This window comes from Roseiterribacter gracilis, assembly GCA_018332375.1.
GTDB classification, from domain to species: Bacteria; Pseudomonadota; Alphaproteobacteria; order BOG-932; family Roseiterribacteraceae; genus Roseiterribacter; species Roseiterribacter gracilis.
The window spans coordinates 1,627,617-1,651,915 of sequence record BOPV01000001.1; the positions used below are offsets into that span (position 1 = coordinate 1,627,617).

The window sequence follows — 24,299 nt, forward strand, 5'->3', positions numbered from 1 at the left end:
GCTCCTGGTTGCGCCGCCCATCATATCCGACGATTCTGCGCGTCCGAGTTGGCCATCTTCCACGAGTATAGAAATTATGGAGCCGGCATTGCTGCTCGATGCGGCACGCAGCGCGCAACGCGATTGGGCCACCGTTCCTGTCACGGAACGGTTGCAGTTCGTTCGCCATGCGCGCCATGCGCTGGCACGCGCGCCGGTCGAGTTTGCCGGCACGGTGGCGCGCGCCGAACGCAGCGCCGCCGACACGCTGGCGATGGAAGTGCTGCCGCTGCTCGAAGCGATGCGCTTTCTCGAACGCCGTGCCGCGCGCGCGCTGCGCACACGCCGTGCCGACCGGTCCGATCGGCCGTTGTGGTTGCGCGGCGTCACTGCGACCATCGAGCCGGCACCGTTGGGCGTCGTGCTGGTGATCGCACCCGGCAATTATCCGTTGTTCATTGCAGGCGTGCAGGCGGTGCAGGCCCTGGTTGCGGGCAACGCGGTGATTGTGAAACCGGCGCCGGGCGAACGCGCGTGCCTGGCCGCGTTGCGCGGCGCGTTTCTGTTGGCGGGCCTGCCCGACGCGCTGTTTCAGCTCACCGATGATTCCGTCGAGACGGCGAGCAAGCTCGTCGCCGCCGGCCCCGACAAAATTCTGCTGACCGGATCCAGCGCCACCGGCCGCAACGTGTTGCGCGCCGCGGCCGAGACTTTGACGCCGACGGTGATGGAATTGTCGGGCAATGACGTGTCGATCGTGCTGAACGGCGCAAATCCGGTGCGAACGGCTGCAACGATCAGCTTCGCCTTTGCGCTCAACGCGTCGCACACCTGCATCGCGCCGCGCCGCCTCTTCGTCGAACGCGGCGTCGCCGACGCGTTCATTCCAGCGCTGGAAGAACGGCTGGCCGAGCTGGCGCCGATGCCGGTCGACGCACGCACACGCGCCCGGTTGATGCCGCTTCTGTCGGCGGCTGCGTCGGGCGGTGCGACCTGGAGCGTCAATTTCGACACGCGCGCCGAAACCTCGCCGCCGCTGCTGATCAAGAACGCGCCCGACGACGCGGCGCTGCACGCGACCGATCTGTTTGCACCGGTTCTGTCGTTGCGTGTCGTCGATGCCTGGCCCGAAGCGACCCATCTTGCCAATCTGCAGCCGCACGCGCTGGGCGCGTCGGTGTTCGGGCCGCGCGGCGAAGCCGCCAAGGTTGCGGCTGCGCTGGATGTCGGCGTAGTGACGATCAACGACGCGGTCGTCGCCACCGCCGATCCACGCGTGCCGTTCGGCGGCAAGCGCCAGAGCGGCTTCGGCGTTACGCGGGGCATCGAAGGCTTGCTGGAACTGACCTATCCGAAAGTCACGCTCGACAATCGCGCCAGCTTCCGGCCGCAGTTGAAGCGCAACAGCAAGCGCGACGAAGAAAAGATCCTGGCCTCGCTGGTGCGGCTGCTGCACGCGGGCGAACATCGCCGCCGTTCCTTGCGCGCGCTGCTCAGCGCGGTGGTGCGCAAGAAGAAAGTCGTCGAGCCGGACTGACGCCCCCGGCGTCATCCCCGCGAAGGCGGGGATCCATCGGGACGCGGCTGCGCAACTGCAGGAAAGAACTCAGCGGCGGCGCAATGGATCCCTGCTTTCGCAGGGATGACATTAGTCGAAAATCGAATTGCGCAGACGCAGGCTGATCTCGGTCGTGGGCTCGCGCACGTCGATCGCGCTGTCGGCATAGTGCGGTTTGCCGCGCAGCGGCGGGTTGTTCGAAAAGCCGAACCCTTCCTGCGGCAAGCCGAGGAAATTCTGGTCGAACGCTTCATTGTCGTTTTCGTCGTGAAACGCCTGCACCGCCCAGCGTCCAGCCGGCACGCCATGCACGATGACGCGCGTGACGCCTTCGCGTGCATCAGCGACGCCGTCATAGGCGCAGCCCTCGCCGCCGAAATGCGCTTCGTCGCAGACCGACAAGCGCACATGGCCGCGCGACGAACGCACGTTGGTGACGTCGACGACGAGATCGGCTGCCGACGCCGTGCTGGAAACCAGCAGCGCCAGCAGCAGCACGGCGCGTTTCACCCGCGCAGCAACCGCAGCGCCGGTTCGTGCAGGCGCGGATCGCCGACGCACAGCGCGACGCCTTCGCTTTTGCGATTCAGCTTGGTCCCGTTCCAGTCGGTGACGAGACCGCCGGCGCCTTCGACGATCGGCGCGAACGGCGCGAAGTCGTAGAGCTGCATGCCGCATTCGAGCACGACGTCGATCCAGCCGCTCGCCTGCAAGCCGACCATGTAGCCGTCGCCGCCCCAGGTCTCGTAGCGGCACGCATCGCCGAGGCGGCGAAACGCAGCAGCGCGCGCAACGTCGCGTGGCAGCATCGTCGAGCTGAAGATTGCGTCGGACAGGTTGGCGCAGCTCCGCGTCTGCACCTTCGCACCGTTATGCGTGGTGCCGACACCGGCAGCGCCGATCCAACGATCCTGCACGATCGGCTGGTCGATCACGCCGAGCAGCGGCGTGCCGTCCTCGTCGAGCAGCGACACCAGCACGACGAAATTGGGACGACCGGTGAGAAAGGCTTTGGTGCCGTCGATCGGGTCGAGCACCCAGGTCAGCCCGCTCGATCCTTCGCTGGCGCCTTCTTCTTCGCCGAAGACGCCGTCCATCGGACGTTCGCGCAGCAGGATCGCGCGCATGGCCGCTTCGGCTTCGCGGTCAGCGATGCTGACCGGAGTCGAATCGGCCTTGGCTTCGGCGACGACTGGTTTGCGGAAATGGCGACGGGCGGCTGCACCGGCCGCGGTCGCGAGACGGTCGGCGACCTCGAGCAGCGGCCCAAGGTCGACCGACGTCACGATTACTGCTTCGGCGCGGGAGCGGCGTCGGCTTTGACGGGCGTCGCACCAGCAGCAGGCAGCGCCTGCGGCTTGTCGCTCTGCGCGTTCAGCCAGGCCAGCAGGTCAGCACGGTCCTGCGTCTTCTTGATGCCCGCGAAGCCCATCTTGGTGCCCGGGATCGCAGCCGCCGGCTTGAAGATGAATTCGTTGAGCGCGGCGAAGTCCCAGGTCTTGTCCTTCTTGCCGGCCATGCCCGCCGAATAGGCGAAGCCATCGGCATGGGCGTGATGGTTGCCGACGACGCCCCAGAGATTCGGGCCGACGCGATTCGGGCCGCCCTTCTCGAACGTGTGGCAGGACTTGCACTGGCCGGCGACTTTTTCGCCGTTGGCCAGGTTGGCCGCAGCGAGCAGCGGCTCGACCGGCTCGAGCGCGGAACCACCACCAGCGGCACCCGTGCCGCCAGCGACGATTTCGACGCCTTCGATCGGATAGGCGGCCTGCGCAAGCTGATGCGGCTCGACCAGCATTTCAGCGGCGATGCCGCTGACCATGCCGAGAATGCCAGCGCAAAGGATGGCGGCGAAGATTTTGTTGAATTCCATGGACGTACCCGGTCGGCCGTTCTGGGCGGAGGAGCCTCGTATAGCGAAGGCTTCTTAGCCGACGAAGTGGTTTTCCAGCAAATCGCCGCCTGACCTGGGGTCGCAATGTCGCAGCGTACCGCTTGACCGCGGGCTGCCCGACCTGCACCCACCGTTCCCGTGACTCCGAAAAACCCCATCACCCTGATCCCGGCGCGGCTCGCATCGACCCGCCTGCCCGACAAGCCGCTCGCCGACATCGCGGGCAAGCCGATGATCGTCCGCGTCTGGGAACGTGCCGTCGCGGCCAAGATCGGAAGAGTGGTCGTCGCGGCAGAAGACGCCGCGATCTGCGATGCGGTGATCGCCGCGGGCGGCGAAGCGGTGCTGACCGGCGCGCATCATCAATCGGGCTCCGACCGGATCGCCGAAGCGCTGGCCGCGCTCGATCCCGACGGAACGCACGATGCGGTGATCAACGTGCAGGGCGATCTGCCCACATTGGATCCGGCGCTGGTACGCGCCGCACTTTCGTTGCTCGACGATGCAGCGGTCGATATCGGCACGCTCGCGGCCGAGATCACCGAGTTGCACGAGAAATACGATCCCAACGTCGTCAAAGCGGTGGTCGAACGCGCCCGCGGCGCTGCACGCGGACGCGCGCTGTATTTCTCGCGCGCAGCGGCACCGACCGGCGAAGGACCGTTGCTGCATCATATTGGCTTGTATGCGTATCGGCGCGATGCGCTGACAAGATTTGTCGCGCATGCTCCTGCGGAGCTTGAGCGCGCCGAGAAGCTGGAACAGCTACGCGCGCTGGTGATGGGCATGCGGATCGACGTTGCGATTGTCGACACGGTGCCGCTGGGTGTGGATACGGCCGCCGATCTGGAACGCGCGCGCCGCCTGTGGAGCGAAGCATGAGCAACATCGTCGCCTATCAAGGCGAACCGGGCGCCAATTCCGACCTTGCCTGCCGCAAGGTTTTGCCGGGCTGGACCACGCTTCCCTGCGCGTCGTTCGAAGAAGCCTTTGCCGCTGTCGCCGAAGGCCGCGCGCAACGGGCGATGATTCCGGTCGAGAACTCGATCGCAGGCCGCGTCGCCGACGTGCATCACCTGCTGCCGCGCGGCGGGCTGCACATTATCGGCGAACATTTCCAGGCGGTGCATCACTGCATTCTGGGTTTGCCCGGCACCAAGCTTAGCGAGCTGCGCGAAGTGCACTCCCACGTGCAGGCACTTGGCCAATGCCGCGAGACGTTGCGCAAGCTGGGCGTGAAGCCGGTCGTGCATGCCGACACGGCGGGTGCGGCCGCCGACGTCGCCAAGCGCGGCGACAAGACGATCGGCGCGATTGCCAGCGAGCTCGCCGCCGAGATTTACGGGCTCGATATTCTGCAAAAGAACGCCGAGGACGTGGCGCACAACACGACGCGCTTTCTCGTCATGCAGGTCGATCCCGCCGCGCAGCCGCCCCTACCATCTGCGGGGGGCGACGCGGTAATGACCAGTTTTCTGTTTCGCGTGCGATCGATTCCGGCAGCGCTCTACAAGGCGCTGGGCGGCTTCGCCACCAACGGCGTCAACCTGGTGAAGCTGGAAAGCTACATGGTCGACGGCAAGTTTCAGGCGGCGCAATTCTATGTCGACGCCGAAGGCCATCCCAACGAACGCAACTTCGCGCTGGCGCTGGATGAGCTGCGCTTCTTCGCCGAAGAAGTGAAAGTGCTGGGGACGTATCCGGCCTCGCCATTCCGTCGCAGCGAAAGCCAACGCTGATGCGGCGAACTTCTTTGCTTACGACCGCAGTCTTGTCGCTGCTTGCGGCCAGCGCCGCTGCCGAACCAAGCAAAGACGCCACGATGCTCGACACGATGAACATGATGACCGTGTTTCGCGGCGCCTGTGTGAACTCGATGAACGATGAGGCCAAGGCGGCTGACATCGCGAGCAAGTTGCAGTTGAAGGTCGCGGGCCCGGAAGCGCGCAAGCTCATGTCCGCAAAGGATGGCGATCTTGCTTGGGAGCCTGGCACCGCCATTCGGCTCAAGCTGCCCAGCGGCGAAATGACGGACGGTCGGTACTATCTTTCGCTGAGCAAGCCGTGGACCTGCCAGGTACGCGCGATGTCCGCCGATGCCGAGCTGATCCGCGAGTCCGTGAAAAAGATTTTCACCGACATGCAGGCGCAGGCCAAAGATCCCCGCATCGAGCTGAAACCGCGTTTGGACAAAACGCAGGATGTCGGCGGTGCGAAAGTGCGCCAGACCGAATGGGTCTATGGCGGCATCTTTCTCATCTATGTCTACACGATCGCCGGCTGCCCCCACTGCGCACCGCATATGGTCGGCATAACCTCCATGGCGCCAGCAAAGTAATAGCGCGCTGATTTCAGCCCGCGGCCAACCAGTCATCGACCAGGCGCCGCGCGATCGATAGTGGGTTGGGCAAGCGCATCGGACCGCCCGGCGGCAGATTGCGCAGCGTTTCGCGATCGAACCAGCCGCCCTGTTCCAGTTCGACACCGTCGAAATTGAGTTCGGTCGTCGTTGCGCGCGCGGTGAAGCCCAGCATCAGCGACGACGGGAACGGCCAGGGCTGCGACGAGTGATACTGCACGTCGGTGACGCGCACGCCGGCTTCTTCGAACACTTCGCGCACGACTGTGTCTTCCAGGCTTTCGCCCGGCTCGACGAATCCAGCCAGCACCGAATACATGCCTTCGGGCCAGCGCGACTGGCGCGCCAGCAAAATCTTGTCGTTGTGCTCGACCAGCACGATCACCGCCGGATCCGACCGTGGAAAATGTTCGGTCGCGCACGGTTCATACGTGCACACGCGGCGATGGCCGGCTTCTTCGAACAAAGTCGGATGACCGCAAACGCCGCAGAACAAATGCCGCGCGTGCCAAAGAACAAGTCCGCGTGCCATTGCCGCGATCGACGCTTCGTCGGCGGGCAACACATGCCCGACTGCGCGCAATTCCAGAAACGGATCGGGGGCGAAGCCTTTGGGCGCGTCGTCGTCGTCGCCGATATCGAGCGCGAAAATCGCTTCTTCACCGACCAGCCCAAGAAAGATCGGCTGTTTGCGCGGCAACGACGGATGATCGGTTGCGAGCAAGCCCAGTCGCGGCGCGCCTTCTTCGCCACGCACCAGGACCTGGCCGCGCCACAACGGCACGACGCGCCCATCACCCCAGGCTTGCGCGAGAAAGCCCGCGTCCTGGCGCAGATGCGACGCGCGGTCGAGCGTGGGGTCCGAGAGAAGATTGCGGCGCATGGGAGTATTTTGCGGTTGGAGAAGTCAGTCGCCGTTCAAAATGCGACCAAACAAATTCATAGAGAAAGCGAATGCCACGTCTCGTCCTGCGGGTCGAACCATCGTGCGACATGGCTGCCGTTCCATTCATACACGAGGTGTCGCTCCTGGGTTGGAATGCCGGGAACGTCGGGCCAGAACAAGGCGACGCAATCGCCGCCGGGCCGCCGTACGCTGGGATAGACGAACCCGTCGCAGTGATCGGCGCGGCGCGACCGGCCGAATGCCTGGCTGACGCGCCAATCGTCTGGATCGAACAGCGCCGCGTAGGCGCTGTCGCGCAAATCCTCCAACGTCGCGTCCAGCTTGCCAACCAAAACGCGCATGGTCGCGCGCGTCACCGGCTCGCGCGTTGCGGCGAAGAAACGGCCGAGATGAAAGGCTGTCTCGGTCACCGCTGTGAGCAGATCTTTGGCCGCGTAATAGACGCCGAAACTACCGTCGCCGAAGCGCGAACCGGCCGCGTTGACGTGGCAGAACGGCGCCATCACCCAGGACGCGCCCGGCCCCGCAACGCGACGTTCGGGCGGCACCAGTGCGATTTCGCCCCAGGCTTCGCGCGCACGCGGATTGGTGCGCGTTTCGAGCCGCGCCAGCAGCTCCCAATCTTTGGGATCGGCGATGCGTTCGAACAAATCGACGGGCGGAAAACGCGACGGGATGATGCGATGCGCGCGACTCCAACGGATACGCGTGCGCGGCGGAACCGGAAGTTCGGTGCGCGCCGCTGCCGCCTTGCTCACGACCATCCGCCGCGCACTGCGTCGAGACGCGCGCGCACGGCGGCTAGATCGGCAACATCGCCCGCAAGCATGTGATCGAGCGCCGAACGCCCGCCGAACGCGTCGTTGGCGCGATGCACCCAGCCGTCGGCCTGCGACGGGTCGGTGAAAATAATCTGCAGCGCTTTGTGGATGCCCAGCAGCCACGACAGGCGCCGCACCACGTCGAACGGCACCGCGCCGATCTTGCCGCCGCGCCAATTGTAGAAGGTCGAGCGCGACGGACGGCCCAACAGCACGCGCTGCTGCTCGACGTCGAGCTTCCACAGCTCGAACAGGCGGAATACGGCGCGGAAGCCGGCCGCGATTTCAGCCGCTTCGGGCGCCGGGTCGGGATTCGGGGCGGGTTTCAGGTTCGCCATTGGCCAAATATGGACGATCAAGTCGATTTTGTCCAGATATGGACACAACGCCCAGAGCCCCTGCGCGTTCCGAGGTGGGCTTGCCCCAAGCCTCTGCGATCCTGATATTGCCGGCGGAAGGTTGGCGGTGGGCGGATCCCTCGCGAACCCGGTCAGGTCCGAAAGGAAGCAGCCGTACCGAGATTCGGTTCGGGTCGCCGATCCAGCCTTCCACCTCTGCTTTCATCCGATCCTCTGGCCGATCCGGAAACGTATTTTGTCCCTCGATCTCGGCGCGGGCGCGACGCCCTCCTCTGCGACGGAAGAGAACGCAAAAGCGTACCGGGTTCTTGCGCGCAAATACCGGCCTTCGACATTCGCCGAATTGATCGGTCAGGACGCGCTGGTCCGCACGCTGACCAACGCCTTCGCGCAAAACCGCATCGCGCATGCCTTCATGCTGACCGGCGTACGCGGCGTCGGCAAAACCACCACCGCACGTATCGTCGCCCGGGCGCTGAATTGCATCGGGCCTGATGGCACCGGCGGCCCCACCATTCAGCCCTGCGGCGTGTGCGAGCCGTGCCGCGCGATTGCCGCCGACCGTCATGTCGACGTGATCGAGATGGACGCGGCCAGCCGCACCGGCGTCGACGACGTGCGCGAGTTGATCGACGGGGTGCGCTACGCCCCGGCCAGCGCGCGCTACAAAGTCTATATCGTCGACGAAGTGCACATGCTGTCGAAGCAAGCGTTCAACGCGCTGCTGAAGACCTTGGAAGAACCGCCGCCGCACGTGAAGTTCGTCTTCGCGACGACGGAAATCCGCAAAGTGCCGGTGACGGTCCTGTCGCGCTGCCAACGGTTCGATCTGCGCCGCGTCGACGGCAGCGTGCTGACCAAACACTTCGCCGGCATCGCGCAACAAGAAAACGCCGAGATCGACAGCGAAGCGCTGGATCTGATCGCGCGCGCCGCCGACGGTTCGGTGCGCGACGGCCTGTCCCTGCTCGACCAGGCGATTTCGCGTGGCGCCGGCAAAGTCGACGTCGCCCAAGTGCGCGACATGCTTGGCCTCGCCGATCGCGCCATCGTCATCGACCTGTTCGAAGCAACCATGCGCGGCGACGCGCAGGCCGCGCTCGACATTTCCCAGTCACTGCATGCAGCCGGTGCCGATCCCAGCGTCGTGTTGCAGGACCTGCTGGAATTCACCCATCTGCTGACGCGTCTCAAATTGACGCCCGGCACGGCTGGCGCTGGCCTGGGCGAAAGCGAACGCGTGCGCGGCGGTGCGCTGGCCGACAAATTGTCGATGCCAATTCTGACCCGCGCCTGGCAGTTGCTGCTCAAAGGTCTGGGCGAAGTGCAGCAGGCACCGACGCCACAAGCGGCATTTGAAATGGTGCTGCTGCGTCTGGTCTTCGCCGCCGATCTGCCGACGCCCGGCGATCTGGTGCGCCAACTGACCGAGCAGAACGCAGGCAACGCACCCGCGCCGCGCGGCAATGGTGGTGGTGGCGGCGTCGTGTTGGGCGGCGGTGCAACCGCAGTCGCGCGCGCCGAACCGCTTGCGCAACCGATGTTGAGCGCGGAACCGCAAGCCTACGCAGCCGAACCCCAAGCGCTCGAAAAGATGCCGGCCGATTGGCGCGCCGCGGTCGAGCTGTTTGCGAAATATCGCCAAGGCCAGCTCAACTACCATCTCGCCACCAACGCAAAGCTGGTGCGGTTCGAAGCTGGCCGGATCGAATTGAACGTCTTGCCGGCGGCACCGCGCGATCTCGCGAGCCGCGTTGGTTCGATGCTCAGCGAATGGACCGGCACGCGCTGGATGGTGACGATCAGTTCGGCACCGGGCGAAGCCAGCCTGTCGGAACAAGACGCGGCCAAAGAATCGGCGGCGCTGCAAGAAGCCAAGGTGCATCCGACCGTGGCGAAATTGCTGGCCACCTTTCCCGGCGCCAAGATCGTCGAGATCCGCGATCTCGCCGCCGAAGCCAACCAAGACACAGCAACGACGACACCGACCGACGAGGATCCGGAGCAGAGCGAATGAAGAATCTCGGCAACATGATGAAGCAAGCGCAGCAGATGCAGGCGCGCATGCAGGAAATGCAGGCCAAGCTGGCCCAGACCGAAATGACCGGTCAGGCGGGCGGCGGCATGGTGCAAGTGACGCTCGCGGGGTCGGGCGAGCTGCGCAAGATCAAGCTGGAAAAGTCGGTCGTCGATCCGAACGACGTCGAGATGCTGGAAGATCTGATCGTCGCTGCGTGCAACGACGCCAAAACCAAGCTCGACGCACATGTGCAGGAAGAAACATCCAAGCTGATGGGCGGCATGCAGTTGCCACCTGGAATGAAGTTGCCGTTCTAAGAACGGCAATCCCTGCGAAGGCAGGGACCCATTTTCGAACAACTCGGCTGGTGGAGCGATGGATCCCCGCCTTCGCGGGGACTAGATGCGTATCGCAACCTGGAACATCAATTCGGTCCGGCTTCGCTTTCCGATCGTGAAGCGCCTTCTGCAGAAGCACAAAATCGACGTGCTGTGCCTGCAGGAAACCAAATCGCCCGACGAATTCTTCCCGCTCGATGACTTCAAGAAGATCGGGTACGAGCACGTCCATATTCACGGCATGAAAAGCTACAACGGCGTAGCGATCATCAGCCGTCTGCCGCTGTCGAGCCACGAGATCCATCACCGCTGCAAGAAACAGGATTGCCGGCACATCGCTGCGACCTTGCCGAACGGCGCCGAATTGCACTGCGTCTATATTCCGGCCGGCGGCGACATTCCTGATCCGGCGGTCAACGACAAGTTCAAACACAAGCTCGATTTCGTCGACGAGCTGCGGGATTGGTGGCCGAGCGCGCGGTCGGCCAAGAAGAAGATGATTCTGGTCGGCGACCTGAACATCGCGCCGCTCGAAAACGACGTCTGGTCGCACAAGCAGCTGCTCAAAATCGTCAGCCACACGCCGATCGAAGTCGAAAAATTCACTGCGATGCAAAAGTCGATCGGCTGGGTCGACGCCGTGCGTCATTTCGTGCCCGACGACGAAAAGCTTTTCACCTGGTGGAGCTACCGCAACCAGGATTGGCGCGCATCGAACCGTGGTCGCCGGCTCGATCATATTTGGGTCACAAAGCCGCTTGAGAAGACGCTCAAACGCGCCGAGGTGATCATGGATGCACGCGACTGGCCGACGCCCAGCGATCACGTTCCGGTGATCGTCGACTTCGAAAAGTGAGTCTCGCAGCGGCCTTGCGCGCGCCACCGATCCGCCTGTTGTGGCTGGGTCAGGTTCTGTCGGCGGTCGGCGATCAATTCTATCTCGTCGCAGTTCTGTGGCTGGCGCTCGATCTGGTCGGGCACGACGCGGGATTCATCTCGGCCGTCAATGCAGCCGCGGTGTTTGGCGTCGCGTTGACCGCGGGTGCCTGGGCCGATCGGTGGGACGCGCGTCGCACCATGTTCTGGGTCGATATTGCGCGCGGCGTGCTGGTGTTGCTGCTGCCGATCTTCGCCTGGACCGGCACGCTGACCTTATGGACCTTGCTGCCGGTGACGCTTGCGGTCGCGGGTTTGACCGGCCTGTTCGATCCCGCGCTGCAAGCGACCTTGCCGCGCTTGGCGCTCGACCGGCGCATGCTCTACGGCACCAACGCGCTGTTCGATTCCACCACGCGCTTTGCGCGGATCTTTGGTCCTGGATTGATCGGCGCTGCCAACGCGGTCGTGCCGCTGCTGCAATTCTTCACCATCGACGCGCTGACCTTCTTTGGTTCGGCAGCGGCCGTCGCGGTGATGCGCAAATACGTGCCGTCCGAACCCGCCGCACCGCAGGAAGCAGCGCGCGGCTGGGCGGCGTTGACCGGCGGCTTTCGCGAGCTGCGCGCACACCCGCTGCTGATTTACAGCTTCACCACCGGCGTCATCGTCAACATGGCCTGGGCGCTGGGCTTTACGATGGGCATGGCGTTGTTGCTGCGCACGACGATGCCGGAAGCCTTGTCGGCGTTCGGCTGGTTCATCAGCGCCTATGGCGTCGGCAACGTCATTTCGAATTTCATCATTGCCGCACGCCCGCCCAAACGACCGCACGAGCCGATCGCCTTTTCGCGCTTGTTGTTCGGCGCCGGTTTGATGGCGATGCCATTTGCGCCCAACCTGCCTGTCTTGATGGCGATTGCGGCGCTGACAGCGACCAACGGCCCGCTCGGCGATCTGGCGCTGACGCATCAGCTGCAGACGCGGTTCGGTCCGCACAAAGTCGCACGCATGGTGCGGGTGCGCTTCTGCTTCGGCTATTCGGGAGTCTTCTTCGGCTATCTGCTGGCGCCGGCTTTGTACGATTTACTGCCGGTCCGCACGGTCATTGTCGGCTGCGGCGTCGCTTGTGCAGTTGCCGGTGCTACCGGGTTGATCGTCCTGAAACGCCGCCATAGCGGAGCGCTTCGTCGAGCCGGATAATCGGATCGGTTTTTTCGTCGGCGTCGCGCGGCGCATCGCAACCGCGATCGACCAGGTTTTTCTTTTTCGCCCACGGAATATCGACCGCCTGCGCATGGATTGCGCGCGACGACGCGTATTGCAGTGGATCGAAGCCGAACGGAATGCCAAGTCCCGCACCGACCGGCGACACGAGCAGCTTGCCCGGCTGCGCGAATGGAATCGGCACCGGCACTTCGACTGCGGGAATAAAGCCCGCAATCAGCAGCGCCTTGGTGCCGTTGCCGAAATCTTTCAGCACTGTCGCACCGTCATCGCGCTTCAACGGAATGCGCGCGCAAGTAAGCCCGCCGCGCGCCAGCAGGCTGTAACCGCCCGCTTGCGTGCGCGTCGACGCCGCCGGTCCGCGCAAGGTGCGCATGTCGAACAAGCGCGCGCCGCCCATCAAATCGCCGCCGATCGCCCAGTAGGGCGTCGTGATCGCGCGGAAAACCGGATCGACCGGCCCTTCCACCGGCACGGTCGGGCGTTTGTGATCAGACGGCACAGTCTGCAACTGTACTTGCGCGCCAGCGCGCGCCGCGAAGAGCAACACAGCGACGATGCAAATCGTCGTGCGCCGCCCCATCGGCCTATTCCACCTTGTGGAGGAAGCGCGGCGACGCCGCGGTGGAGAACAGGATCACGTCGGCACGGCCGAGCACGTTCTCGATCGGCAGAAGACCGACACCGCCATCATCCAGCGACACACGACTGTCGGCGCTGTCGTCGCGATTGTCGCCCAGCATCAGCAGCTTTCCGGGCGGCACGCGCACCGGGCCCCAATTTTCGAGCGGCGCATCGTCTTTCACCAACCAGATCGCGTGCGAGGACGCGGCACCCGGCAAGGTTTCGCGATATTCGGTGACCGGCATACGCACGCCGTGCGTTTCGAGCTGGCTGACGCCGACGCGCTCGCGCTGCACTTCGACATTGTTGATGCGCAGACGACCGTGCAGCAGCGCAACCTCGTCACCCGGCAGACCGATCACGCGCTTGACCCAGACATTGCCCTGCCGCGGATGCACGAAGACGACGACATCACCGCGCTTGGGATCGGAAAAAGACAGGCGCCCGTTCGGGCCGGGCAACGTCACCGGCGGCGAGAAGCGGCTCCAGCCATAAGCGAATTTCGACGCCAGAATGCGATCGCCGATCTGCAATGTCGGCAACATCGAGCCGGACGGAATCTCGAACGGCGCCGCGACGGTTGCGCGCACCACGAGTACCGCGAGGATTGCGAGGGCCCAGCGGCCCGCTTCGGCAAAAAATCTACGCATCAGAAATCCGTACAACGGCCGCCGACTTCCCAATCGCCGTAGCGCGTGGGTTCGGGGCCTTTGGGACCGCCGACTTCGCCCGGCTTTTGGGCCGGAATCGTGGCCGGCTTGGCCACCTCACCGCCCTGCGGGACGGGGTCTTTGTCAGTCGGTTGCATGGCTTCCACAGATGGCATGCGTCAGGCGCGGGACCAAGCCCCACGCTTGCGTCAACCCGGACCCGACCTGCATCTAGCGACGCGCCGGATTTGAAGTTCGCCCCTGCTTGGGATAGGCACTGAGGCGAACTTCAAATCCTTAAGGCGCGCCGCAACGATAAGTTTGCTGGTGTTCTGGTCGATTCCGAAGTTCGTCCGCGCTCGCCACCTGCGCCTGCGAACTTCGGAATCGGAACACCTGCCCATGCCCCGCCTCGTTCGCTCCTATCTTCTGCTCGGCTGCATCTTCGGTGTCATTCGGGCTGGCCCCGACTGGTACGCGATCCTGTTCGGCGGCGCGCTGCCGACCAGCCTCGACGGCATTCTGCATATGCTGATCCAGCTTCTCGTCGCCACGATCTACGGCGTTCTGCGCGCCTTCCTGTGGTTGCCAAGCGTCATCGTCAAAGTCGGTTCGCACGGCGAAACATTTCAACACTGGCTGTTCCACGGTCCCTGGTGAGCAACGATCTAGACGCGCGGCGCGCCGCGCATGTCGCGCTGAGCGCGATGCGCCGCGGGCGCACGCTCGACGTGGCGCTCAATGTCGACGGGTTGGAAACGCGCGACCGCGCCTTTGCGCGCAATTTGGTTGCGACAACGATGCGGCGGCTGGGCCAGATCGACGACGCAATCGTGCGCTATGTCGAACACGGTGTCCGTCCCGAAGCTGCACAGGACCTGTTGCGCCTGGGTGCGGCGCAGCTTTTGTTTCTGCAGACGCCTGCGCATGCCGCCGTCGATACGTCGGTGCGGCTGGCCGAGCGGCTGAATCTTACCAAGCAGAAAGGCCTGATCAACGCGGTGCTGCGCCGGATTGGCGAAGCGCGCGACGCGATCCTGGCCGACCAGGACGCAGCTCGGCTGAATACGCCGCCCTGGTTGTGGAAAAGCTGGGTCGCCGCGTATGGCGACGCAGATGCGCGTGCGATCGCCGAAGCCAATCTCACCGAAGCGCCGCTCGACATTACGTTGAAGCCCGGACTCGATCGCGACGAATGGGCGACCAAGCTCGAGGCAACCAAACTCGACACCGGCAGTCTGCGCCGCGACGTCACCGGCGACGTACGCGCTCTGCCCGGATTCGACGACGGTCTGTGGTGGGTGCAGGACGCAGCCGCTGCCTTGCCTGCGACCTTGTTCGGCGACGTACGCGGCAAGCGCGTCGCCGATCTGTGCGCGGCACCGGGCGGCAAGACGGCGCAGCTCGCAGCCGCGGGCGCCAACGTCACCGCGCTCGACAAAATGGCGCCGCGACTCGCGCGCGTGCGCGCCAATCTCGATCGGTTGGGACTAAACGCCGAGCTGGTCGAAGCCGACGCGCGCAGCTGGCGCAGCAGCGAAAAATTCGACGCCATCCTGCTCGACGCGCCTTGCACGGCAACCGGCGCGATCCGGCGCAACCCCGACGTGCTGACGGCAAAAAATCCGCGCATGGTCGCGGAATTGACGCGCCAGCAAGACGCGCTGATCGACGCTGCGGTGGTGCAGCTCGTCCGCGGCGGTACGCTGATCTACTGCGTTTGCTCGCTGCAGCCGGAAGAAGGCGAGCAGCGAATCGAATCGGCATTGCAGCGTCATCCCGGCCTGGACCGTCGCCCGATCCGCGCCGCCGAAATCGGCGGTTGGCACGAGCTGCTCGACCGGCACGGGCAGATCCGCTCGACCCCCGCAAAACTGCGGTTCATCGGCGGTTTGGACGGGTTCTTCGTGGCGCGACTCGCCCTCGCCTGATAGACCCGGCCCGTGTCGCACCAAGCACCTTCTGCCGCTCGTCCGGCCCCCCGCACCGTCCGCATCGCCCCGTCTATTCTGGCCGCTGATTTCGCCGCGCTGGGCGAAGCCGTCCGCGCCGTTGACGCAGCCGGTGCCGACTGGATTCACGTCGACGTGATGGACGGGCATTTTGTGCCCAACATCTCGTTGGGCCCGGCGATCGTGAAAGCGCTGCGTCCGTACTCGAAGAAACATTTCGACGTGCATCTGATGATCGCGCCGGTCGATCCATACGTCGCGGCCTTCGCCGACGCGGGCGCCGACACGATCACCGTGCATCCCGAAGCCGGGCCGCATCTGCACCGCACCTTGCAACTGATCAAAAGCACCGGCGCGCGCGCCGGCGTCGCGCTCAATCCGGCAACGCCGGTCGAATCCATCGATCACGTGATGGATCTCGTCGATCTGGTGTTGGTGATGACGGTCAATCCGGGGTTCGGCGGACAGGCCTATCTGCCGCTCGAAGACAAGATCCGCGCCGTGCGTGCGCGCATCGAAAAGACGGGTCGCGCCATCGATCTCGAAGTTGACGGCGGCATCACGGCCGCAACGGCGCCGCTTGCGATCGCGGCCGGCGCCGACGTGCTGGTCGCAGGCACCGCCGTGTTCGGTGCCGGGCCGAACGGCTACGCGCAGGCGATCCAAACACTGCGCGGCTGAGCGCCGTGGTCGCGATGGAGATGCAAGCACCAACAACTGAAGACACGCCGCCCGTTCGTCGGCGCGGTCTTCGTGGCTGGTTCTACGCTTCGTCGCTGTATCAGTTGTTTCTCGGCAGCGCGCGTCCGACGCAGCTGCTGCTGGTTCCGCCCAATCCCTGGCCCGGCGACGCGGTACGCGGCCGTACCTTGATTGCAGCGGGCGACAATTTCGACGCAGCGATGCACCGGTTCGATTGGTTGCGCGATTTGCGCGCGGCCGGCGGCGACGCAGCACGACGGCACGCACGCATTCTGACCCAAGCGTGGCTTGACCGGTATTCGCGCTGCGAACATGTCGCCTGGGCACCCGACGCGACCGGCGCGCGTCTCGCCAACTGGATCGGCTTCCACGACTTCTTCTGCGCCTCGGCCGACGACGCGTTCCGCCTGCGCCTGTTTCAAAGCGCGGCGCGCCAGGCAAAACATCTCGCGCGCACCCTGCCCGGCGATCTGACCGGCGCACCGTTGCTGACTGCGATCAAAGGTCTGTGGCTTGCCGCGCTGGCGCTTCCCGACGGCGCCAAGCGCGCCGAGCTGGCGCAACGCCTGCTGCTGAAGGAGCTGAGCAAACAAATTCTCGCCGACGGCGTCCATGTCGAACGCAGCCCGCGCACGCATCTTGGCGTTCTGTCGGACCTGATCGATTTGCGCGCCGCGTTGAAATTGGCCAAGAGCGACATTCCCGACGCGCTCAACCATGCGATCGATCGCATGGCGCCGGCGCTGCGCTTCTTCCGGCACGGCGACGGTGCGCTGGCACTGTTTCACGGTACGTTGGAAGGCGAACCGGTTCTGCTCGACACGGTGCTGACGCAGGCTGACGCCAAAGGCCGTCCGCTGAAAAGCGCGCCGCAAGGCGGCTTCGAACGTCTGTCGATGGGACGCACCGTCGTGATCGCCGATGTCGGCGCAGCACCGCCGAAAGGACTCGACGCGCACGCCCATGCCAGCGCGCTGTCGTTCGAGATGAGCGTCGGGCGCGAACGATTGATCGTGAATTGCGGCAGCGCTGCCTCTGGTGCCTGGGCCGACGCGTTGCGCGCGACTGCGGCGCATTCGACGGTGACGGTCGGCGATACAAGCTCGCACCCGTTCAAAGTCGATGCGGCGCGCGAAGACGGCGACGGCTGGATTCTGCTCGACGCGGCGCATGAAGGCTATCCGGGGCTGCAGCATCGCCGCCGCCTGTTCCTCGGCGCCAACGGTGAAGATCTGCGCGGCGAAGATATTCTGACCACGCGCGTCAGCGCGCCGTTCGTGATCCGCTTTCATCTCCATCCGTCGGTACAGGCGTCGCTGACGCAAAGCGGCAAGGCCGCGTTGTTGCGCGCGGGCGACGGGACGTTCTGGCGGCTGCGCGTCGACGGCGCGCAACTCGGCCATGAAAGTTCGGTCTATCTCGGCAGTGGCGTTCCGCGCCGCACGGTCGTACTGACGCTCACGGGAGCGACCGACGAAGGCGAGACGATCGTCAAATGGGCGCTCAAGCGCGACAAGAAAACCTGACCTCTTTCCCCTCGAGACGATGATGACTGACCTGGTTCGCATTCAGCGCGCACTGCTTTCCGTGTCTGATAAGACAGGTCTGGTCGAGTTCGCGCGCAGCCTGGCCAAACACGGCGTCGAACTTCTCTCGACCGGCGGCACCTACAAGTCGCTGAAAGATGCGGGCCTCGTAGTCACCGAAGTGTCGGAACATACCGGCTTTCCGGAAATCATGGATGGGCGCGTCAAGACGCTGCATCCGCGCATCCATGGTGGCTTGCTCGGCCGCCGCGACACGCATGCCGCGGAGATGACCAAGCACGACATTCCGCCGATCGATCTCGTGGTAGTGAATCTCTACCCGTTCGAAGCCACGGTTGCGCGCGGTGCCGCCTACGAAGAGACGGTCGAGAATATCGACATTGGCGGCCCGGCGATGATCCGCTCGGCAGCCAAGAACCACGACTTCGTCACCGTCGTCGTCGACGCCGCGCAATATGACGAGCTGATCGCCGCGATGGACGCGACCAAGGGCGGCACCGACTTGTCGTTGCGCCGCCGCTTTGCTGCGGCTGCCTATGCACGCACGGGCGCATATGACGCCGCGATCTCGCAATGGTTCGCGCGCGAATTGAACGATCCATTTCCGACGCGTTTTGTGGTCGCGGGCACGCGCGCCCAGACACTGCGCTATGGCGAGAACCCGCATCAGCAAGCCGCCTTCTATCGCGACGGCAGCAACCGTCCCGGCGTCGCGACGGCAACGCAGCTGCAGGGCAAGGAACTCAGCTACAACAACCTGAACGACACCGACGCCGCGTTCGAGCTGGCGGCCGAATTCGAACGGCCTGCGGTTGCGATCATCAAACATGCGAATCCGTGCGGCGTCGCCCAAGGCGACACGCTGGTCGGCGCGTATGCGCAGGCGTTGCGTTGCGATCCCGTCAGCGCCTTCGGTGGCATCGTCGCGGTCAATCGCACCTTGGACGGCGCGACCGCCGCTGAAATCGCAAAACTGTTCGCCGAAGTCGTGGTCGCACCCGCGCTCGACGACGAAGCCAAGCAGTTTCTCAGTACCAAAAAGAATCTGCGCGTGCTGGTGACGGGCTCGATGCCCGACCCGGCCGCTGCGGGCACGATGCTGAAAATGTTGTCGGGCGGGTTTCTGGTGCAGTCGCGCGACGCGGGCCGCATCACCGCAAGCGATCTCAAAGTCGTGACTAAGCGCGCGCCGAGCGCAGGCGAACTCGACGATCTGCTCTTCGCCTTCCGCGTCGCCAAACACGTCAAGTCGAATGCGATCGTCTATGTCAAAGACGGCGCCACGGTCGGCATCGGTGCGGGCCAGATGAGCCGCGTCGACTCTTCGCGCATCGCGGCGTGGAAAGCGGGCGAAGCGGCCAAGGCCGCCAATCTTGCCGAGTCACTCGCCAAAGGTTCGGTGGTCGCGTCGGACGCCTTCTTCCCCTTCGCCGACGGCTTGCTTGCTGCCGCCGAAGCGGGTGCCACTGCGATCATTCAGCCCGGCGGTTCGGTGCGCGACGAAGAAGTGATCGCAGCAGCCGATGCTGCGGGCCTGGCGATGGTCTTCACCGGGATGCGGCACTTCCGGCACTAGCTTGCCGACGAGAGGCACGGGACGCCGATGACGATGTACGCAGGTTTCATTTGTCGGAACGCGACGGCGGTTTTCGTGGCCGCGGCACTGCTTTGGCCCATCTCCGTGCACGCCACCGACTGCAAGTCGCCCGTAAAATTCAGCGCAGCCACGCTTGCTCGGCAGATCGTCGTTGTTGGAGAGCTGCACGGCACCAACGAGCAGCCCCAACTCGTGGCGTCAATTCTGTGTTCTTGGAAAAACACCGGGCGGAACGCCGTGTTCGCAATCGAAGCGTCACGCGACGACCAGGCCACAATCGACGAATTTGTAGCTGGCGTAGAATCTGCCGACGTTGAGAAACGATTTCGCGAACTGAGAATCTGGGATCAACGCGACGGACGCGGGAGCGAAGCGCTCTGGCGTCTTGCGCTCTTCGTAAGAGATCTGCGTGCGCGGGGTGCGAACGTTCGCATTCTCGCGATGGACATTCCGCGCGCGGATTGGAACGACGCAACGATGCGGGAACGTCGCAGCGCTGCGATGGCGGAACGGCTTATCTCGTCGATACGCGACGATGAACATGCCGTCGTACTTATCGGGAACTTCCATGCCCGCCGCTCGGGCGACGTAGGCTCGACCGCATTTGGCGATCTACTTCCTTCAAGCGCGGTCCGCATTCGCGTCGGTCATGATGGCGGGACCGCTTGGAACTGCAGGGAGCGTGAATGTCGCTCCCACGAAGTTAATCCAGCGCACTGCAAACCGTCGGCCGAATTCGACGCCTGCGTAGAAGTCGGCACGATCTCGGCCTCACCCCCCGTTCGGCGGTAAGCCGTATCACTTCACAGTGACGACCAGACTCATCTTCGGGTGAATTGCGCAGCCGACTTGGAACGTGCCGGCGGTCGGGAATTTCACTTTCACTGACTTGCCGATCGGGTTCTCGCCGGAATCGAACTTCATCCGGTCGTCGGGTATCTGCACGTGGTGATCGAACTCGTCGTCATTGTTGATGACCAGCGTGTCGCCGGCATTGATGGTCACTTCGTTGGGCGCGAAGCGGCGCCCCTGTTGCGAGATCGGCACGTCGGCCGCCATTGACGGTGCGGCGAGCAGCAAGCCGAACGCAACGATCGACGCAAAGCCAAACGTGCCGCGACGACGATCCTCGGCAGCGCTTTCCGATGCAGCCAGCGGTAGGATGACGGTCACGGTGGTGCCGACGCCGTAGTCGCTGATGATGTCGAGACGTCCGCCATGCTGTTTGATCAGCGCCTCGGCGAGCGGCAAGCCCAGCCCGACGCCTTCGAACGAGCGTGACAGCGACGCGTCGACCTGGCCGAACGGTCGCCGCGCGATTTCGATACCCTCGTCGGTCATACCGATTCCGGTATCGACGATGTCGAGCCGCGCCAGGTCGAAGGCATCGATCGTAAGCCGCACGTCGACGCGTCCGCCCGGTTTGTTGAACTTGATCGCGTTCGAAATCAGGTCGCGAATCGCCTGGCGCAATTTCTGTCCTTCGATCATCACCGCAACGGGCACGCCGGGTCCTTCATAAGCCAAATCGACCAGTGCTTCGGAGGCTTCGTCCTGCGCCGCCGACACGCATGCAGCGGCCAGACGGCCAAGATCCTGCACGTCGAATTTCAGCGCTTCGCCGCCGCCTTCGACTTTGGTCAGCAACAGAACCTTGTCGACCACGTCGGCAAGGCGCTTGCCGCCACGCAACACTTCTTTCGTCCAGTCTGCATATTCGTCGTGCCCCAGCGGCCCGTACGGCGCCTGTTCGAGCATTTCGGAAAAACCGATCATCGCGTGCAGCGGCGTGCGCAGCTCGTGGCTCATCGTTTCCAGGAAACGCGACTTGGCGGCGCTGACGCCTTCGGCCTCGGCCTTGGCGCGCATCAACTGCAATTCGCGTTGTTTGAGTTCGCTGACGTCGCTCCAGAACAGGAACACGTCACCCTCAACCGTGGTCGAGCGCGCGACGCGGATCCACCGATCGTCGTCCAGCTCAAGCTCGGCATTGCCGATGCACGCGTCGTGCGGGAACACGTCGATGAATCGTTCGCCGACGATCAAGCTGCCGGCGGGACGCGGAAAGAAACCGCGTGCCTGCGCATTGGCGAGCACGACGCGATCGTCGCGATCGAGCAGCACGACGCCTTGCCGCGCACTTTCCAGCGCGTCGATCAAGCGACGTTCGGCCGAACGGCGAAAGTCGCGCTCACGTTCGACCAGCTCGCGAATATTCGCCTGCATGACATGCATCGAGCGCAGCAAGATGCCGGTCTCGTCGCTGCCGCCTTGCGGGATCGGTGCTTCGAAATCGCCCGCGGCAACGCGATCGGCGGCGGCAGCAGCGTGCCGAAGCGGGCGCAAGATCAGAAGGGCAAGCCATAGCGTAATCGCAGCCGACAAGAGCAGCGCCCCGATCGTCGCGCCGCCCGCGAGCCGCAGGCTGCGCGTGCTGGCCCGCACCGCTTCGGCGCGTTCCTTGAACGCATCGGCCAGCGTGTATTCGACCAGCGCATCGATCCGGTTGAACAAAGGTTCGGCTTGTTGGCGCAGCGCGGCGGGATCGCTGCCGGCGCGACGGCGCTCGTCCCACAAACGGATCGTCGTTCCCAATTCGGTGGCTGCACGGCGTGCGCGATCCGACAGCGCGCGTTCGGCCGCGATGCGCAGATCTTCGCGCAACGAATCAGCCAGTTCGTCGGCATCGGCCCCGCGCGCCTGCTCGGCCGTCGTCATCCGCCCCAGCAACCGGGCAAAGCCGGCCGCAGCCGAGCGGGCGAAGTTCACCGACTGCAAAGGCCCGTCGAACGTGTCGACCACGACCCCGCCGGCGAAGCGAATTTCCTCGAGGCAGTACGCGCCAAGCCCGGCCGTGATCGCGCTCATGGCCAGGAAAGCTGCGAAGATCTTGGCGCGAAGGGAGCCGAGGAGCCGGCTGGTCGACATGCGCGGACTACGACCGGGACAGCGTCAACGGGACGTTAAGATCCACGGGATGGCCGGGGTTTGTACATGGGCCATTTAACTCCGGGAAAACCTCTGCGACTAAAAACGCACTATGAGATATATCGCGCTCGGCTGCGCCCTCGCAGCTGCTCTGGTCGTCCAGTCTCCGGTCGCCGCAGAGCAATCCGCCCCGCCAGCAGCCGACCCGAAAACGTCAGTGGCCGCGGACTCGACCATCGCCCCGATCGATCGGTTCGACAGTGGCAAACTGCTTGCCACTGGCGGCGTCAGCACAGTCGAGGGTTCCGGCGGCGGCGGCATTGCAACTTGGGCATTGATCACCTCGTACGGTTCGCGCGATGCAATCGGCGCCAACGCGCACGCGACCTACATCACCCTGCCCGACTTCGAACTGCGCAGTTACGGCGCCGCGATCGGCGTCTTCGATCGGGTCGAGCTTTCCTTCGCTCGCCAAGAATTCGACACCGGCAACACCGGCGCACGGCTTGGACTCGGCAAAGGCTTTACGTTCAAACAGGACGTGGTCGGCGCCAAAGTCCGCGTGCTAGGTGATGCGATCTACGAACAGGATCGCTGGCTGCCGCAAATTTCGATCGGCGCGCAATGGAAGCGAAACAACCAGGAAGCGATCGTCAAAGCGGTCGGCGCCAAGGACAATAGCGGCGTCGATTACTATATCGCAGCGAGCAAGCTGTTCCTCGATTCAAGCTTTCTGCTGAACACGACGATCCGCTTTACCGAAGCCAACCAGATGGGTCTGCTTGGATTCGGCGGCAACAAGAATGACGGCTATCACGCAACCTTCGAAGGTTCGCTGGCAGCTTTGCTATCGCGCAATCTGGCGGTCGGCGTCGAGCTGCGCACGCAGAACGACCACCTGCAATTCGCCAAGCAGGAACGTTGGATGGACGTGTTCGTGGCCTACTTCCCGACCAAGAACGTGTCCTTCACCGCCGCCTTCGTCGATCTCGGCACGATCGCGCTCCAGCAACGTCAACGCGGCGGCTACTTCTCGCTGCAGGTGGGTTTCTAATGCGTAGGCTTGTACTTCTCGCTGCGCTTGCGCTCGCCGTTCCGGCGCAAGCGGCCACGCTCTATGACGATCTCGGCGGCGAACCGGTGATGCGGCGCGTCGTCGAAGAAGCGACCAAGAACTTCCTCGCCGACAAGCGTATCGCGGTGACGTTCGGCGAAACCGCCATCCCGCGCTTCAAGCAGCTGTTGTTCGAACAGCTCTGCAATGTCAGCGGCGGTCCCTGCACCTATACCGGTCGCGACATGGCGAAGAGCCACACGGCGCTGAAGATCACCGACGCGCATTTCTCGGCGCTGGTCGAAGATCTGCAGGACGCGATGGACAAGGAAAAGATCGCCTTCACGACGCAGAACCGGCTGCTTGCGATCCTGGCGCCAATGCGCCGTGACATCGTCACGCGCTAGGCGGTTTTCTTCTTCGGCTTTTTCTTCGCAGGCGCCTTCTTGGGCGCCTGCTTCTTTTTGGGCGTATCGTGCTCGACGCCGCGCGCTTCGATTTCCTTCCGCAACGCTGCGGTTGGTTGCGCCGACGGTCTGGCTTCGACTTTGACGTTGGCGGTTCCGGTGCGCGGCCCCATGCCCAGCTTCGACGCTGCAGCGGGCGACAGGTCGATGATGCGTTTCTTCGAACCGAACGGTCCGCGATCGTTGATGCGAACGTCGACCGACTTGCCGGTTCGCTTGTTGGTGACGGTCGCGGTGCTGCCGAGCGGCAAGGTCCGTGACGCTGCGGTCAGCGCGCCGGAATCATGGAGTTCGCCCGACGCGGTTTTGCGCCCCGCCAGATGTTTGGCGTAGCGCGCGGCTTCGCCGTGCTCGACCACCGTTTTCTCGGCGGCGGCGGGTACGGTCAGCAGAACGACGACAACAGTGAGCAGGCTTGCGCGGATAGGCATGCAGCCCTC

The 24,299-nt window shown here is 64.3% G+C and carries 27 protein-coding genes and 1 other RNA gene; 17 read left to right on the top strand and 11 right to left on the bottom strand.

Annotation, left to right across the window (positions count from 1 at the left end; all coding sequences use genetic code 11):
- Positions 1–76 precede the first annotated feature (76 nt).
- Positions 77–1,516, top strand: a complete 1,440-nt coding sequence (locus TMPK1_RS08075; RefSeq protein ID WP_420242467.1) for an aldehyde dehydrogenase family protein — start codon at positions 77–79, stop codon at positions 1,514–1,516.
- 111 nt (positions 1,517–1,627) lie between these two features.
- Here the strand turns inward: TMPK1_RS08075 and TMPK1_RS08080 are convergent, their stop codons facing one another.
- The 3 genes from TMPK1_RS08080 to TMPK1_RS08090 are packed head-to-tail and all read right to left on the bottom strand — an operon-like array spanning position 1,628 to position 3,410.
- Complete coding sequence (locus TMPK1_RS08080; RefSeq protein ID WP_420242468.1) at positions 1,628–2,047, bottom strand: DUF2141 domain-containing protein; 420 nt, start codon at positions 2,045–2,047, stop codon at positions 1,628–1,630.
- Complete coding sequence (locus tag TMPK1_RS08085) at positions 2,044–2,823, bottom strand: inositol monophosphatase family protein (protein ID WP_420242469.1); 780 nt, start codon at positions 2,821–2,823, stop codon at positions 2,044–2,046. The genes TMPK1_RS08080 and TMPK1_RS08085 overlap by 4 nt, the downstream gene beginning before the upstream one ends.
- Before the next feature lie 2 nt (positions 2,824–2,825).
- Positions 2,826–3,410 (bottom strand): c-type cytochrome, encoded by a 585-nt coding sequence (locus tag TMPK1_RS08090; RefSeq protein WP_420242470.1) that lies wholly within the window; start codon positions 3,408–3,410, stop codon positions 2,826–2,828.
- 159 nt (positions 3,411–3,569) lie between these two features.
- Here TMPK1_RS08090 and TMPK1_RS08095 point away from each other — a divergent pair, with 159 nt between their 5' ends.
- From TMPK1_RS08095 to TMPK1_RS08105, 3 genes are read left to right on the top strand one after another with little or no spacing between them, the layout of a single operon-like run.
- Positions 3,570–4,313, top strand: coding sequence for a 3-deoxy-manno-octulosonate cytidylyltransferase (locus tag TMPK1_RS08095; protein WP_420242471.1), 744 nt, complete (start codon positions 3,570–3,572; stop codon positions 4,311–4,313).
- Positions 4,310–5,170, top strand: coding sequence for a prephenate dehydratase (locus TMPK1_RS08100; RefSeq protein WP_420242472.1), 861 nt, complete (start codon positions 4,310–4,312; stop codon positions 5,168–5,170). Before TMPK1_RS08095 ends, TMPK1_RS08100 begins: the two co-directional genes overlap by 4 nt.
- A 32-nt stretch (positions 5,171–5,202) precedes the next feature.
- Positions 5,203–5,769, top strand: a complete 567-nt coding sequence (locus TMPK1_RS08105; RefSeq protein ID WP_420242473.1) for an NMCC_0638 family (lipo)protein — start codon at positions 5,203–5,205, stop codon at positions 5,767–5,769.
- A 13-nt stretch (positions 5,770–5,782) separates the two neighbouring features.
- Here the strand turns inward: TMPK1_RS08105 and nudC are convergent, their stop codons facing one another.
- From nudC to TMPK1_RS08120, 3 genes are read right to left on the bottom strand one after another with little or no spacing between them, the layout of a single operon-like run.
- Positions 5,783–6,673 (bottom strand): NAD(+) diphosphatase, encoded by an 891-nt coding sequence (gene nudC, locus TMPK1_RS08110; protein WP_420242474.1) that lies wholly within the window; start codon positions 6,671–6,673, stop codon positions 5,783–5,785.
- A 56-nt stretch (positions 6,674–6,729) separates the two neighbouring features.
- Positions 6,730–7,455 carry an RES family NAD+ phosphorylase gene (locus TMPK1_RS08115; RefSeq protein ID WP_420242475.1) on the bottom strand — a complete coding sequence of 242 codons (726 nt, stop codon included), beginning with the start codon at positions 7,453–7,455 and terminating at the stop codon, positions 6,730–6,732.
- The gene (locus TMPK1_RS08120; protein ID WP_420242476.1) at positions 7,452–7,856 is read right to left on the bottom strand and encodes an MbcA/ParS/Xre antitoxin family protein; all 405 of its coding nucleotides are present in this window, start codon (positions 7,854–7,856) and stop codon (positions 7,452–7,454) included. Before TMPK1_RS08120 ends, TMPK1_RS08115 begins: the two co-directional genes overlap by 4 nt.
- 116 nt (positions 7,857–7,972) lie before the next feature.
- Here TMPK1_RS08120 and ffs point away from each other — a divergent pair.
- From ffs to TMPK1_RS08145, 5 genes are all read left to right on the top strand, one after another.
- Positions 7,973–8,070, top strand: an RNA gene (ffs, locus tag TMPK1_RS08125) — signal recognition particle sRNA small type.
- Positions 8,071–8,109: 39 nt separating this feature from the next.
- A complete protein-coding gene (locus tag TMPK1_RS08130) occupies positions 8,110–9,894 on the top strand; it encodes a DNA polymerase III subunit gamma/tau (RefSeq protein WP_478212888.1) in 1,785 nt (594 codons plus the stop codon).
- On the top strand, positions 9,891–10,214 hold the full coding sequence (locus TMPK1_RS08135) for a YbaB/EbfC family nucleoid-associated protein (RefSeq protein WP_420242478.1): 324 nt from the start codon (positions 9,891–9,893) through the stop codon (positions 10,212–10,214). The genes TMPK1_RS08130 and TMPK1_RS08135 overlap by 4 nt, the downstream gene beginning before the upstream one ends.
- Positions 10,215–10,299: 85 nt before the next feature.
- Positions 10,300–11,091 carry an exodeoxyribonuclease III gene (xth, locus tag TMPK1_RS08140; RefSeq protein ID WP_420242479.1) on the top strand — a complete coding sequence of 264 codons (792 nt, stop codon included), beginning with the start codon at positions 10,300–10,302 and terminating at the stop codon, positions 11,089–11,091.
- Positions 11,088–12,314, top strand: coding sequence for an MFS transporter (locus tag TMPK1_RS08145; protein WP_420242480.1), 1,227 nt, complete (start codon positions 11,088–11,090; stop codon positions 12,312–12,314). Before xth ends, TMPK1_RS08145 begins: the two co-directional genes overlap by 4 nt.
- On the opposite strand, the gene TMPK1_RS08150 is transcribed toward TMPK1_RS08145, so the two are convergent.
- The 3 genes from TMPK1_RS08150 to TMPK1_RS08160 are packed head-to-tail and all read right to left on the bottom strand — an operon-like array spanning position 12,256 to position 13,770.
- Positions 12,256–12,921: a hypothetical protein gene (locus TMPK1_RS08150; protein ID WP_420242481.1), complete on the bottom strand. Its 666-nt coding sequence runs from the start codon at positions 12,919–12,921 to the stop codon at positions 12,256–12,258. The two genes, TMPK1_RS08145 and TMPK1_RS08150, sit on opposite strands and share 59 nt — an antisense overlap.
- A 4-nt stretch (positions 12,922–12,925) precedes the next feature.
- Positions 12,926–13,612: a signal peptidase I gene (gene lepB / locus TMPK1_RS08155; protein WP_420242482.1), complete on the bottom strand. Its 687-nt coding sequence runs from the start codon at positions 13,610–13,612 to the stop codon at positions 12,926–12,928.
- Positions 13,612–13,770 (bottom strand): DUF1674 domain-containing protein, encoded by a 159-nt coding sequence (locus TMPK1_RS08160; RefSeq protein WP_420242483.1) that lies wholly within the window; start codon positions 13,768–13,770, stop codon positions 13,612–13,614. The genes lepB and TMPK1_RS08160 overlap by 1 nt, the downstream gene beginning before the upstream one ends.
- Positions 13,771–14,014: 244 nt before the next feature.
- On the opposite strand from TMPK1_RS08160, the gene TMPK1_RS08165 reads away from it, so the two are divergent.
- Genes TMPK1_RS08165 through TMPK1_RS08190 form a run of 6 tightly spaced genes read left to right on the top strand, consistent with a single transcriptional unit; the run spans position 14,015 to position 20,202 of the window.
- Positions 14,015–14,272 (top strand): hypothetical protein, encoded by a 258-nt coding sequence (locus TMPK1_RS08165; protein WP_420242484.1) that lies wholly within the window; start codon positions 14,015–14,017, stop codon positions 14,270–14,272.
- Positions 14,269–15,543, top strand: coding sequence for an RsmB/NOP family class I SAM-dependent RNA methyltransferase (locus TMPK1_RS08170; RefSeq protein WP_420242485.1), 1,275 nt, complete (start codon positions 14,269–14,271; stop codon positions 15,541–15,543). The genes TMPK1_RS08165 and TMPK1_RS08170 overlap by 4 nt, the downstream gene beginning before the upstream one ends.
- Positions 15,544–15,555: 12 nt before the next feature.
- Positions 15,556–16,245: a ribulose-phosphate 3-epimerase gene (gene rpe, locus TMPK1_RS08175; RefSeq protein WP_420242486.1), complete on the top strand. Its 690-nt coding sequence runs from the start codon at positions 15,556–15,558 to the stop codon at positions 16,243–16,245.
- A gap of 20 nt (positions 16,246–16,265) precedes the next feature.
- Positions 16,266–17,792 carry a heparinase II/III family protein gene (locus TMPK1_RS08180; protein ID WP_420242487.1) on the top strand — a complete coding sequence of 509 codons (1,527 nt, stop codon included), beginning with the start codon at positions 16,266–16,268 and terminating at the stop codon, positions 17,790–17,792.
- Positions 17,793–17,814: 22 nt separating this feature from the next.
- The gene (gene purH / locus TMPK1_RS08185; RefSeq protein ID WP_420242488.1) at positions 17,815–19,389 is read left to right on the top strand and encodes a bifunctional phosphoribosylaminoimidazolecarboxamide formyltransferase/IMP cyclohydrolase; all 1,575 of its coding nucleotides are present in this window, start codon (positions 17,815–17,817) and stop codon (positions 19,387–19,389) included.
- Positions 19,390–19,416: 27 nt separating this feature from the next.
- Positions 19,417–20,202 (top strand): TraB/GumN family protein, encoded by a 786-nt coding sequence (locus TMPK1_RS08190; RefSeq protein WP_420242489.1) that lies wholly within the window; start codon positions 19,417–19,419, stop codon positions 20,200–20,202.
- 6 nt (positions 20,203–20,208) lie between these two features.
- On the opposite strand, the gene TMPK1_RS08195 is transcribed toward TMPK1_RS08190, so the two are convergent.
- A complete protein-coding gene (locus TMPK1_RS08195; RefSeq protein ID WP_420242490.1) occupies positions 20,209–22,278 on the bottom strand; it encodes an ATP-binding protein in 2,070 nt (689 codons plus the stop codon).
- A gap of 277 nt (positions 22,279–22,555) precedes the next feature.
- On the opposite strand from TMPK1_RS08195, the gene TMPK1_RS08200 reads away from it, so the two are divergent.
- A complete protein-coding gene (locus TMPK1_RS08200; RefSeq protein ID WP_420242491.1) occupies positions 22,556–23,392 on the top strand; it encodes a DUF3034 family protein in 837 nt (278 codons plus the stop codon).
- A complete protein-coding gene (locus TMPK1_RS08205; protein WP_420242492.1) occupies positions 23,392–23,799 on the top strand; it encodes a group I truncated hemoglobin in 408 nt (135 codons plus the stop codon). Before TMPK1_RS08200 ends, TMPK1_RS08205 begins: the two co-directional genes overlap by 1 nt.
- Here the strand turns inward: TMPK1_RS08205 and TMPK1_RS08210 are convergent.
- Complete coding sequence (locus tag TMPK1_RS08210; RefSeq protein ID WP_420242493.1) at positions 23,796–24,290, bottom strand: septal ring lytic transglycosylase RlpA family protein; 495 nt, start codon at positions 24,288–24,290, stop codon at positions 23,796–23,798. The two genes, TMPK1_RS08205 and TMPK1_RS08210, sit on opposite strands and share 4 nt — an antisense overlap.
- Positions 24,291–24,299: the final 9 nt, after the last annotated feature.

Excerpts from the sequence above, each read along its gene's own strand:
- TMPK1_RS08075 (WP_420242467.1), top strand. The coding sequence starts at position 77 with ATGGAGCCGGCATTGCTGCTCGATGCGGCACGCAGCGCGCAACGCGAT.
- TMPK1_RS08090 (WP_420242470.1), bottom strand. The coding sequence starts at position 3,410 with ATGGAATTCAACAAAATCTTCGCCGCCATCCTTTGCGCTGGCATTCTC.
- TMPK1_RS08100 (WP_420242472.1), top strand. The coding sequence starts at position 4,310 with ATGAGCAACATCGTCGCCTATCAAGGCGAACCGGGCGCCAATTCCGAC.
- nudC (WP_420242474.1), bottom strand. The coding sequence starts at position 6,673 with ATGCGCCGCAATCTTCTCTCGGACCCCACGCTCGACCGCGCGTCGCAT.
- TMPK1_RS08120 (WP_420242476.1), bottom strand. The coding sequence starts at position 7,856 with ATGGCGAACCTGAAACCCGCCCCGAATCCCGACCCGGCGCCCGAAGCG.
- TMPK1_RS08135 (WP_420242478.1), top strand. The coding sequence starts at position 9,891 with ATGAAGAATCTCGGCAACATGATGAAGCAAGCGCAGCAGATGCAGGCG.
- xth (WP_420242479.1), top strand. The coding sequence starts at position 10,300 with ATGCGTATCGCAACCTGGAACATCAATTCGGTCCGGCTTCGCTTTCCG.
- TMPK1_RS08150 (WP_420242481.1), bottom strand. The coding sequence starts at position 12,921 with ATGGGGCGGCGCACGACGATTTGCATCGTCGCTGTGTTGCTCTTCGCG.
- lepB (WP_420242482.1), bottom strand. The coding sequence starts at position 13,612 with ATGCGTAGATTTTTTGCCGAAGCGGGCCGCTGGGCCCTCGCAATCCTC.
- TMPK1_RS08160 (WP_420242483.1), bottom strand. The coding sequence starts at position 13,770 with ATGCAACCGACTGACAAAGACCCCGTCCCGCAGGGCGGTGAGGTGGCC.
- TMPK1_RS08165 (WP_420242484.1), top strand. The coding sequence starts at position 14,015 with ATGCCCCGCCTCGTTCGCTCCTATCTTCTGCTCGGCTGCATCTTCGGT.
- TMPK1_RS08180 (WP_420242487.1), top strand. The coding sequence starts at position 16,266 with ATGCAAGCACCAACAACTGAAGACACGCCGCCCGTTCGTCGGCGCGGT.
- purH (WP_420242488.1), top strand. The coding sequence starts at position 17,815 with ATGACTGACCTGGTTCGCATTCAGCGCGCACTGCTTTCCGTGTCTGAT.
- TMPK1_RS08190 (WP_420242489.1), top strand. The coding sequence starts at position 19,417 with ATGACGATGTACGCAGGTTTCATTTGTCGGAACGCGACGGCGGTTTTC.
- TMPK1_RS08195 (WP_420242490.1), bottom strand. The coding sequence starts at position 22,278 with ATGAGCGCGATCACGGCCGGGCTTGGCGCGTACTGCCTCGAGGAAATT.
- TMPK1_RS08205 (WP_420242492.1), top strand. The coding sequence starts at position 23,392 with ATGCGTAGGCTTGTACTTCTCGCTGCGCTTGCGCTCGCCGTTCCGGCG.
- TMPK1_RS08210 (WP_420242493.1), bottom strand. The coding sequence starts at position 24,290 with ATGCCTATCCGCGCAAGCCTGCTCACTGTTGTCGTCGTTCTGCTGACC.